9 protein-coding genes are annotated in these 9,807 nt (G+C 68.8%); 6 read left to right on the top strand and 3 right to left on the bottom strand.

Going from position 1 to position 9,807, the window contains the following annotated elements; genetic code table 11:
• Positions 1 to 27: 27 nt before the first annotated feature.
• The 4 genes from ACFO27_RS08155 to ACFO27_RS08140 all read left to right on the top strand — a co-directional run bounded on the left by ACFO27_RS08155 (position 28) and on the right by ACFO27_RS08140 (position 3,860).
• Positions 28 to 1,125: a glycosyltransferase family 4 protein gene (locus tag ACFO27_RS08155; RefSeq protein ID WP_376816902.1), complete on the top strand. Its 1,098-nt coding sequence runs from the start codon at positions 28 to 30 to the stop codon at positions 1,123 to 1,125.
• Between the two features lie 73 nt (positions 1,126 to 1,198).
• Complete coding sequence (locus tag ACFO27_RS08150) at positions 1,199 to 1,945, top strand: glycosyltransferase family 2 protein (RefSeq protein WP_376816901.1); 747 nt, start codon at positions 1,199 to 1,201, stop codon at positions 1,943 to 1,945.
• An 18-nt stretch (positions 1,946 to 1,963) separates the two neighbouring features.
• The gene (locus tag ACFO27_RS08145; RefSeq protein ID WP_376816975.1) at positions 1,964 to 2,710 is read left to right on the top strand and encodes a polysaccharide deacetylase family protein; all 747 of its coding nucleotides are present in this window, start codon (positions 1,964 to 1,966) and stop codon (positions 2,708 to 2,710) included.
• Complete coding sequence (locus tag ACFO27_RS08140; RefSeq protein WP_376816900.1) at positions 2,703 to 3,860, top strand: glycosyltransferase family 4 protein; 1,158 nt, start codon at positions 2,703 to 2,705, stop codon at positions 3,858 to 3,860. The genes ACFO27_RS08145 and ACFO27_RS08140 overlap by 8 nt, the downstream gene beginning before the upstream one ends.
• Positions 3,861 to 3,929: 69 nt before the next feature.
• Here ACFO27_RS08140 and ACFO27_RS08135 read toward each other — a convergent pair whose 3' ends face one another.
• Together ACFO27_RS08135 and ACFO27_RS08130 are read right to left on the bottom strand one after the other, a co-directional pair.
• Positions 3,930 to 4,694, bottom strand: a complete 765-nt coding sequence (locus ACFO27_RS08135; protein ID WP_323023440.1) for a YdcF family protein — start codon at positions 4,692 to 4,694, stop codon at positions 3,930 to 3,932.
• Positions 4,691 to 5,605 carry a glycosyltransferase family 9 protein gene (locus ACFO27_RS08130; RefSeq protein WP_376816974.1) on the bottom strand — a complete coding sequence of 305 codons (915 nt, stop codon included), beginning with the start codon at positions 5,603 to 5,605 and terminating at the stop codon, positions 4,691 to 4,693. Before ACFO27_RS08130 ends, ACFO27_RS08135 begins: the two co-directional genes overlap by 4 nt.
• Before the next feature lie 149 nt (positions 5,606 to 5,754).
• Between ACFO27_RS08130 and msbA the strand changes: the two genes are divergently transcribed.
• Together msbA and ACFO27_RS08120 are read left to right on the top strand one after the other, a co-directional pair.
• Positions 5,755 to 7,650 carry a lipid A export permease/ATP-binding protein MsbA gene (gene msbA, locus ACFO27_RS08125; RefSeq protein WP_376816899.1) on the top strand — a complete coding sequence of 632 codons (1,896 nt, stop codon included), beginning with the start codon at positions 5,755 to 5,757 and terminating at the stop codon, positions 7,648 to 7,650.
• Entirely contained in the window at positions 7,647 to 8,084 is a 438-nt protein-coding gene (locus ACFO27_RS08120; protein WP_376816898.1) for a hypothetical protein, read from the top strand. Before msbA ends, ACFO27_RS08120 begins: the two co-directional genes overlap by 4 nt.
• A gap of 25 nt (positions 8,085 to 8,109) precedes the next feature.
• Here ACFO27_RS08120 and rng read toward each other — a convergent pair whose 3' ends face one another.
• Positions 8,110 to 9,588: a ribonuclease G gene (gene rng, locus ACFO27_RS08115; RefSeq protein ID WP_376816897.1), complete on the bottom strand. Its 1,479-nt coding sequence runs from the start codon at positions 9,586 to 9,588 to the stop codon at positions 8,110 to 8,112.
• Positions 9,589 to 9,807: the final 219 nt, after the last annotated feature.

Genomic DNA, 9,807 nt, shown 5'->3' with positions numbered 1-9,807 from the left:
CGCAACCGCGGCTTCGCTGCCCGACCAATGAAACCGCTGCACATCCTCCATTCTGAAGCGGCTACCGGCTGGGGTGGTCAGGAAAATCGCATTTTCAAGGAAATGTGCGCCATGCGGGAGGCGGGTCATCATATGGAAGCGCTTTGCCAGCCGCATGCTCGGCTGGCGTGGAATTTGCGTAACGAGGGCTTTCAGGTCCATACCTTGTCGATGGATGGCGCGCGCAATTATCTTCGCGGCATACTCCAGGTGCGCCGTCTCCTGATGGCGGAACCTTTTGATGTTCTAAATACGCATAGCCGGCGGGATACTCTATTGGCGGGGGTGGCCGGGCGCCTGGCTCATACGCCTCTGATCGTCCGTACCCGCCACTTGGCGATCAAGCCGGGCTCCCTGCTGTCATATACGGGCGTGCCGCATCGCGTGATTGCAATCAGCGAACATGTGCGCCGCCTGTTGCTGGAAAGGCATGTCGATCCGTCGCATGTGGCAACAGTCTATACTCCGATTCCCTTACTTCCCGTCGTGGAGCGCTCCAGCCTGCGAAGTGAGCTGGGAGTTCCTGCCGGTGCCGTCATCGTGGGCTGCGTGGCCGTGATGCGGAAGAAAAAGGGCCATCGTGCCCTGATCGACGCCATGGCTGGATTGTTGCGGCGACCAGATGTCTTTCTGGTGCTGGTGGGGGATGGAACGCCCTTACGTGAAGAGCTGCAGGCTTATGTGAGTGCGCAGGGATTACAGGAGAAGGTCCTGTTTGCGGGCCGACGCTCCGATATTCCCAATGTGCTGGCTGGCTTTGATATCTTTGCGTTGGCTACGGAGCAGGAGGCGTTGGGAACGTCTTTCATCGAAGCAAGTGCGGCTGGCCTCCCCGTTGTCGGGACGGACGTGGGTGGTGTGTCCGAGGTTGTGGCCGATGGCGTGACAGGCTTGTTGGTGCCTTTGCATGACCGGGATGCCCTGGAAAATGCGATCCGGACACTGGTTGATGACCTCGAACGACGTCGTGTCATGGGCCAGGCCGGGATGAAAGTCGTGCGCTGTTCGGGCCGTTTCACACCGGAGGTCTTGGTCCGCGAGACTGAACGATGTTACGAGCGCTGGCTCAAGGAGCGGGGTAGATGAATCGGGTGCAAAATGTTTCCGTCCTGGCCAGATGCTGGCGACCGTATGGTGCTTCAGTCGTGCAGGCTCGTTCATGAAACTGTCGGTCATCGTCATCACCAGGAACGAAGCCGCGCACATCGGCGATTGCCTCGATTCTGTGGCTTTCGCCGACGAGATCGTGGTGCTGGACTCGGGCAGCACGGATGACACTTGCGAGATCGCCCGGGCGCGCGGCGCGCGGGTCGAAGTCTCGCCGGACTGGCCCGGCTTCGGTCCCCAGAAGAACCGCGCCCTGGACCTGGCGACCGGCGACTGGGTGCTGTCCATCGACGCCGACGAGCGGGTGCCCCCCGAACTGGCCCGCGCCATCCGGCAGGCTATCGAGACGCCCGCCGCCGATGCCTACCGCATCGCCCGGCTGTCGAATTTCTGCGGCCGCTGGATCCGCCACAGCGGCTGGTGGCCGGATTACGTGGTGCGCCTGTTCCGCCGCGACGCGGGACGCTTCACTGACGCGGCCGTGCACGAGCACGTCGAGGTCCGGGGACGCACGGGCACGCTGCCCGGGCATTTCCTGCACTATCCCTACGCCAGCCTGGAAGTCTTCATCGACAAGATCAACCGCTATTCCACCGAGGCCGCGCGCGGCGCCTTCGAGCGGGGGCGGCGGACCACGGTGCTGGGGCCGTTCGGCCATGGCGCCTGGACCTTTATCCGCCACTACGTTCTGCGGCGCGGCTTCCTGGACGGCTGGCAGGGCCTGGTGCTGGCCGGCATGGCGGCCACGGGCAGTTTTTATCGTTATGTGAAGCTGTACTGGCTGGGCTGCAAGTCCTGAGCGGCCCGATATAATCCGCTGATGATCCCTATCCTCATGTACCACCAGATCGGGGAACCCGGACCGCGCGGCACGCCCTATCGGGGCCTGACCGTGCACCCCCGGGATTTCCGGCGCCAGATGCTGTGGCTGCGGCGCCTGGGCTACCGGGGGCTGTCCATGACCCGGCTGATGCCCTATCTGCGCGGGGAAAAGCAGGGCAGGGTCGTCGGCATCACCTTCGACGACGGCTATGCCAACGTGCTGGAACACGCGGTTCCGGTGCTTGAGGAATGCGGCTTCGAGGCCACCAACTACTTCGTCGTCCGCCAGCTGGGCGGCAGCAACGTCTGGGACGCCGACGAGGGCGTGCCGCCTTCGCCGCTGATGGATGCCGCCGGAGTGCGCGCCTGGGCGGCCGCCGGCCACGAGGTCGGTTCGCATACCCTGAACCACCCCGTCCTGCCACGCATCTCGCCGGAACTGGCCGTCAACGAGATCCGCGATTCGCGCGACGCGCTGGAGCAGATCACGGGCGCCCCGGTGCGGGCCTTCTGCTACCCCTATGGCAAGTTCACGCCCGCGCTGGCGGACATCGTGCGCGAGGCCGGCTATGACAGCGCCACCACCACCGCGCGCGGCCTGGCGCGTCCGGACGACGATCCCTATGCGCTGCCTCGCGTGGCCGTCATGCGTTCGACCCACCTGCCGCGCTTCCTGCAGAAGTGCCTGACGCGGCTCGAAGACCGGCGCCGCCGCAAGGCCGAGGCCGCCGCGCATGGCTGAACCTTCCCTCTCCATCGCTTTCGTCGTCGACCGCTTCGGCAACCGCTACGGCGGGGCCGAGGCCTACGGCGTGGCGCTGATGCGGGAACTGGCCGCCGCCGGCCACCGGATCACGGTCTTCGCCCGCGAATACGATCCCGCCTGCGACCTGAAGCTGCCGTTCCAGCCGATCGCGGTCGGCCGGCGCTGGCCGAGCTGGGTCCGGGTCTGGCTGTTCGCCCGGCGGGCGGCGCGCGCCACGCGCGGCGGCTATGACATCGTCCATTCCCACATGAACGGCTGGTGCGGCGACGTCGAGGTCGTGCACGTCACGCCCGTGCGCTACCGCTGGCGGGTGCAGCCCATGTCCGGCGCGCGGCGGCTGCTTTCGCGCTTCAGCCCCCGGGTCCGGACCTATCTGGGCCTGGAGGCCCGGCGCGTGGCGCCGCGCCCTGGCCATCGGGTGGTGGCGGTGTCGCAACTGATTGCCCACCAGTTGGCGCAGGCCTACGGCCCGGCCCTGGACGCGCCCGTGATCGCCCCGGGCGTGGCGCAGGCCGAACCGGTCACGGCCGAACGGCGCCGCCTGACGCGGGCCGGGCTGGGCCTGCCGGCCGAGGGTACGCTGTGCCTGCTGGTGGCGCGCAATCCGATGCGCAAGGGCCTGCCCACCGTGCTCCAGGCGTTGGCCGAGCTGCCGGACGACGTCCTGCTGCTGGTGGTCGGTGCCAATGCGGCCGCGCGCGATTGCGTGGCCCGCGCCCCGGAATCCGTGCGCGGCCGTGTGCATCTGGTGGCGGAAACCTCGCAGGTCGGTCCCTACTACCAGGCGGCCGACCTGTACGTGCATCCCACTCTGAACGACAGCTTCGGCATGGCGCCCCTGGAGGCCATGTCCTTCGGGCTGCCGGTGATCCTCAGCCCCGCGCCCTGGTGCGGCTTCGCCCAGTACGTCCGGCCGGATGCCGAGGCCTTGGTCCTCAGTCACCCCGAACGGGCCGACGAACTGGCGCGGGCCATCGGGCGGCTGCGCTCGGACGCGGCCCTGCGCGAGCGGCTGCTGGCCGGCGCGCGGGATGTGTTGGCCCGCCATGCCTGGCCGGAAGTCGCACGCCGGTATCTGGGCTTGTACGCGGAAATCCTGCGGGAACGCGGCGGCGCCGCGCCCTGAGCCCCCGATCTTTCACCGCCGCCGGGCCTGGCCCGGGAGCGCCGCGTCGGTACGGGCCGGCCGGCGGCCTCAGGCCCAGCCGCGCGCCCAGTAGACCAGCAGCCCCAGGTATTCCTTGATGATCGACCGGCTGGCGTTCAGCGCGCGCAGGTCCGGCAGCCAGAACGCGAAGTCGGGGTCGTCCGGGACCACGATCTGGGGGGGCGAGGGCGCCGCGATCGGATTCAGGCCCTGCTTCTGGAAACTGGCCATGGATCGGGGCATGTGCAGGGCCGATGTCACCAGCAGGAAATGCTCGATGCCCCGGTCGCGCAGCAGCCGGGCCGTGTAGACCGCGTTCTCGCGCGTGGTGTCGCTCTGGTTTTCCTTCATGATGGCCTGGGCGGGCACTCCCTCGCGCTCCAGGGCCGAGGCCATCATGGTCGCCTCGCTCTGCCCGCCGTCCAGGGCGGCGCCCGAGACGACGACCAGGGGCGCGCGGCCCGCCGCGTACAGCTGGGCGGCCGTGTCGGTGCGCAGGATCGCCGTGTCGCGGTCGTAGGGCTCGAACCAGTTGCGCCGGCCATTGGCGGAATTGCCGCCCAGCACCACGATGGCCTGGGCCGTCGGCATCATGGCCGCCGGCCTGTAGGGGTAGCGCTGCTCCAGCAGGCCTCCGGCCCACAGCGAAGAGGTCGGCAGGGACCAGAACAGCACCCAGGCCAGGGCGCCGGCCGCCAGGATGCCGGCCGTCTTGCGCCAGCGCAGGATGAACAGGAGCAGGGCCAGGACCAGCAGGGTGACCGACAGGTTCAGGGGGATCAGCAGGTTGCCGAGAAAAGCGGTGATCGTCATGCGGCGGGAGGCGTGTCGAGGAGATCCAGCGCGGTGGACAGGACTTCGGGGGCGGCGGGCCAGGCGTCCATGCGGCCCATGCGCACGGCCCGGTTGGACCAGGGACCGGTGCGGGCGGGATCGGTGACGCCGAACAGGGTGATCTGCCGGGCGCCGGCGGCGGCGCCCAGGTGCGAGACCCCGGAATCGTTGCAGACCACCAGGGCCGCGCGCCGGGTCAGGGCGGCGAAGGCGCCCAGCCCGAGGGGCGGCAGCAGCAGGGCGGTGGGGGCCGTTTGGCGCGCGGCCTGGCGTTCGGATTCGGGGGGCGCCATGGCGACCGTCAGGCCGCGCGCCTGCAGGGAACGGGTCAGGCTGTCGAAGCCCGGCCAGACCTTGACGCGGCCCTTGTGCAGCCCCGTCGCGGTCGGGGCGATCAGCACGAAGCCGCCGCTGGCCAGCCCCGCCCGGGACAGCGCGCGGGCCGCCTCGTCCTCATGGGGAATGGCGATCCGCCAGCGCAGTTCGTCGGCGGGCTGGGGGGGCGGTTCCGGCAGGCGCCATTGCGCCAGCGCATGGCGGGTCAGGTGGTACCAGGATTGCACCGCGTGCAGCGGACCGGCCGGTTTGGCGCAGGGCCAGCGCAGGATCAGGCTGCGGCCGTCGTCGCGGTAGCCGGCGCAGGGAATGCCCGCGAAGCGGAACACCAGGGCGCTGGACAGGGAATCGGGCAGCAGCAGGCCCAGGGGCCGTCCGTGTCGCGCCAGCCGGCGCGCATTGCGCACGGCCGCCCGGTCGGCGCGCCAGGCGCCCCGCATCGGGACGAAGCCGGCCAGCGGGTAGGCCGACAGCAGGTCCTGGGCCCAGGGCCGGGCGCAGGCCACGACGGGCAGGCCCGTGGCCAGCAGGGCTTCCAGGCTGGGCAGGCTCATGCAGACGTCTCCGACCCAGTTGGGCAGGCGGACGTACAGGGCGGGACTGGGAGAGGGTGTCAACGCGGCAACTCCGTCGCCCGCCGCGGTCCGGAGGCGCGAACGGGCTAAAATGCGTGGTTCCCAAAGTATATAAGAGAGCGTGCCGGGTGAAGACCACCACCGATCATCCCGTGGACAGCCGCCCCGTGCGGCTGGAACTGTGGCGGCAGATCTACGTCCGCCTGGGGCGGGACTGGAAGGTCGGCCTGCTGGCCCTGGTGCTGCTCAGCATCGCCTCGGCGACCCAGCCGCTGCTGGCGGTCATCATGAAGCCCCTGCTCGACGAAGGCTTCACCGGCGCGCAGCCCGACTACATCTGGTCGATCCCCCTGGCCGTCGTCGGCCTGATGCTGCTGCGCGGCCTGTGCACCTTCGGCGGCACCTACCTGATGTCCTGGGTCGCCAACAACATGCTGCTGGCCCTGCGCCGCGACATGTTCGACCGCCTGCTGGGCATGTCCGACGAAACCTTCCGCGCCCGGGACCACGGGCGCCTGCTCAACCGCTTCACCATCGACGCCGGCAACGTCAGCGGCCTGTCCACCGAGGTCATCCGCGTGATCGTGCGCGAATCCCTGACGGTCGTGGCCTTGCTGGCGGTGCTGCTGTACATGTCCTGGCAACTGACGCTGATCGTGCTGGTGATGCTGCCGCTGTCCGTGGTGACGGGCCGCTATTTCATCCGCCGCCTGCGGCGCATCAACCGCGACACGATCAACATGAACGCGGAACTGACCCACGTGGTCTCCGAAGGCATCGCCGGCCAGCGGGTCATCAAGCTGTTCAACGGCTACGCGCGCGAACGCGACCGCTTCGCCTACGTCAACGCCCGCCTGCGCCGCTTCGCCATGCGCGCGGCCAGCGCGGATTCGGCCATGTCGCCGATCTCCCAGTTCTTCGTCGCCCTGTCCGTGGCCATCGTCGTCGCCACGGCCCTGTACCAGGCCAATCACCAGGGCCTGACGGTGGGTAGCTTCGCCGCCTTCATGGCGGCGCTGGGCCAGATCTTCGATCCCCTGAAGCGGCTCACCAACATCGCCGGAGCGGCCCAGCGCATGCTGATTTCCGCCGAAAGCGTCTTCGCCCTGATCGACGAGCCGGTCGAGCCGGACGCCGGCACCCGCGAAATCCAGGGCCGCCTGCGCGGCGAGGTCGTCTTCGATGCCGTCACTCATCGGTTCCCCGGCGCGGCCCGGGATACCCTGGACCAGGTGGCGCTCACGGTCCGGGCCGGGCAGACCGTGGCGCTGGTCGGCCGCTCCGGTAGCGGCAAGACCACGCTGGTGAACATGCTGCCGCGCTTCGTCGAGCCCACCGGCGGCCGGGTGCTGATCGACGGCATCGACGTGCGCGAGCTGCGGCTCGGCGCCCTGCGCTCGCAGCTGTCGCTGGTTAGCCAGGACGTCGTCCTGTTCGACGGCACGATCGCCGAGAACGTCGCCTACGGCATCCTGGGCGAGGTGCCGGAAGACCGCATCCGCGCGGCTCTGGAAGCAGCCAGCCTGCTGGAATTCGTCGACGGCCTGCCCGAAGGCATCCACACCCGGGTCGGCAGCAACGCCAGCGCGCTGTCCGGCGGCCAGCGCCAGCGCCTGGCCATCGCCCGTGCCCTGATCAAGAACGCCCCGATCCTGATCCTGGACGAGGCCACCTCGGCGCTGGACAACGAATCCGAACGGCAGGTCCAGGTCTCGCTGGAACGCCTGATGGCGGGCCGCACGACGCTGGTGATCGCCCATCGGCTCAGCACCGTGCAGAAGGCCGACCGCATCGTCGTCCTGGACCGGGGCCGCATCGTCGAGCAGGGCAGCCATGCCGAACTGCTGGCGGCCGGCGGACTGTACGCCAGCCTGTACCGCCTGCAGTTCCGGGACGACGCCGAGTCCGCCCCGGACGCTGCCGCCCCGGCCGATCCCTCGGCGTCCTCGCAATCCCCGGCGCCCCAGGCGTCCGGGCTCGACCGCCCCGCCGACGACGGCGAGGCTTCCCGGAGACCTTCATGAAAACCGTGTTCGCCCTGGCCTCGCTGGCCGTCCTGGCCGCATGCGCCACGCCCGCCGGCCTGACCATCGATCAGCTGGAAACCGACCGCTACCAGGTGACCGAGCGCCGCCGCCTGCCCATCGATTTTCCCCGGGTGCAGCAGAACCTGTTCCGGCACGCGAAGGTCTGCCACGAAACCTATACCTTCGAAATGGTGCCCGGCGAATCGGCCTTCGGGCGCGTCGTCTATCGCCCGACGCCCGGCGCGGGCTGGGAGGACAGCGTCGTGCTCGCCTTGACGCTGCTGCACAACCGCAGCATCAACGTCAAGGCCTACAGCTACCGCTCCGGGCAGATGGACCGGATCCACCGGATGTTCACCGCCATGATGAAGCCGGACACCTGCGTGGCGGACAGCAGCTGGGAGAACAAGCTGATGGACGGGGACGAGTGACCCGCGTCCCGGCGCGGCCGCGCGGCTACAGCAGCACGATGTCGTAGTGCTCCTGGCTGTAGCCGGCCTCGACTTCCAGTGAAATCGGCTTGCCGATGAAGTCCCCCAGCATCGCCAGGTGCTGGCTTTCCTCTTCCAGGAACAGGTCGATCACGGGCTGCGCGGCGACGATGCGGAACTCCTTGGGGTCGAACTGGCGCGCCTCGCGCAGGATTTCCCGCAGGATCTCGTAGCACAGCGTGCGCGGCGTGCGCACCGTGCCGCGCGATTCGCAGGTGGGGCAGGGCTCGCACAGCTGGTGCGCGAGCGAATCCCGGGTGCGCTTGCGGGTCATTTCCACCAGCCCAAGCTGGCTGAAGCCGCTGACCGTCGTGCGGGTCCGGTCGCGCGACAGGGCCTTGTTCAGCTCGGCCAGCACGGACGCCTGGTGCCCGGCGTCGTCCATGTCGATGAAGTCCAGCACGATGATGCCGCCCAGGTTGCGCAGCCGCAGCTGCCGGGCGATGGCGACCGCCGCCTCCAGGTTGGTCTTGAAGATCGTGTCGTCGAAATTGCGTCCGCCCACGAAGCCGCCCGTGTTCACGTCCACCGTGGTCAGCGCCTCGGTCTGGTCGATGATCAGGTAGCCGCCGGATTTCAGGTCCACCCGCCGCGACAGCGCCCGGGCGATCTCCTCGTCCACGTTCGCGGTGTCGAACAGCGGCCGGTTGCCGCTGTAGTGGTGGATGCGGTCCGCCACGGACGGGGTGTAGCGTTGCGCCCATTCCACCAGTTCCTGGGTCACCGTGCGCGAGTCGACCGTGATGGACGCCGTGTCGGGCGTCACCATGTCCCGCAGCACGCGCTGCGCCAGGGTGGGCTCGACGTAGACGGGCGAGGGCGCCGGCACCTGGCGGATGCGGGTCTGGATGTTGGCCCACAGCGTGCGCAGGTAGGCGATGTCGGCCGCCAGTTCCTCGTCGCTGGCGTCCTCGGCCTGGGTACGCACGATGAAGCCGCCGGGTTCGTCGGCGGGCTTGAGCGCCACCAGCCGTTCGCGCAGGGCGTTGCGTTCCGCCTCGTCGCCGATGCGCTGGGAAATGCCGATGTGCGGTTCGTGGGGCAGGTAGACCAGCATCCGTCCGGCGATGCTGATGTGGGTGGACAGCCGCGCACCCTTGGTCCCCAGCGGATCCTTGATCACCTGGACCAGCAGGGGCTGGCCTTCGAACAGGAGCTTTTCGATCGGAGTCTGCTGCCCGTGGTCGCCGCCGCCGGTGCGGACGTGGCGGTTCTGCCGCAGGTCGGCCACGTGGATGAAGGCCGCGCGCTCCTGGCCGATGTCCACGAAGGCGCTCTGCATGCCGGGCAGCACCCGGGCCACGCGCCCCAGGTACAGGTTGCCGACGTGGCCGCGCTGGATGCTGCGCTCGATGTGCAGTTCCTGCACCACCCCCTGGGCGGTCAGGGCCACGCGGGTCTCGAACGGGGTGACGTTGATGAGGATGTCTTCGCTGCTGGGCATGAGGGCCTGTTCTTTTATTTGAGAAGGGTTGACCGTGAATTTATCACCTTGCGCCCGCCGCGAGGCGGGGCGCGCGGTGACAGGGGCGGAGGACGCGTTTGCACGGATTTAAAAAAGCATGCTATAGTCTCGTTTCTTCGCCGCCAGGCACTCGGGTTAACCCCTAGATGATTCGGTTTTACCGATGCATTCAAGGGTTCGGGGCCAGGCGGAGGTGCC

Source organism: Castellaniella denitrificans, from assembly GCF_042653765.1.
Classification (GTDB): Bacteria; Pseudomonadota; Gammaproteobacteria; order Burkholderiales; family Burkholderiaceae_B; genus Castellaniella; species Castellaniella denitrificans.
This window is presented reverse-complemented; position numbering and strand designations above follow the sequence as displayed.

Coding starts and splice junctions, on each gene's coding strand:
- ACFO27_RS08155 (WP_376816902.1), top strand. CDS start 28: ATGAAACCGCTGCACATCCTCCATTCTGAAGCGGCTACCGGCTGGGGT.
- ACFO27_RS08150 (WP_376816901.1), top strand. CDS start 1,199: ATGAAACTGTCGGTCATCGTCATCACCAGGAACGAAGCCGCGCACATC.
- ACFO27_RS08140 (WP_376816900.1), top strand. CDS start 2,703: ATGGCTGAACCTTCCCTCTCCATCGCTTTCGTCGTCGACCGCTTCGGC.
- ACFO27_RS08135 (WP_323023440.1), bottom strand. CDS start 4,694: ATGACGATCACCGCTTTTCTCGGCAACCTGCTGATCCCCCTGAACCTG.
- ACFO27_RS08130 (WP_376816974.1), bottom strand. CDS start 5,605: ATGAGCCTGCCCAGCCTGGAAGCCCTGCTGGCCACGGGCCTGCCCGTC.
- ACFO27_RS08120 (WP_376816898.1), top strand. CDS start 7,647: ATGAAAACCGTGTTCGCCCTGGCCTCGCTGGCCGTCCTGGCCGCATGC.
- rng (WP_376816897.1), bottom strand. CDS start 9,588: ATGCCCAGCAGCGAAGACATCCTCATCAACGTCACCCCGTTCGAGACC.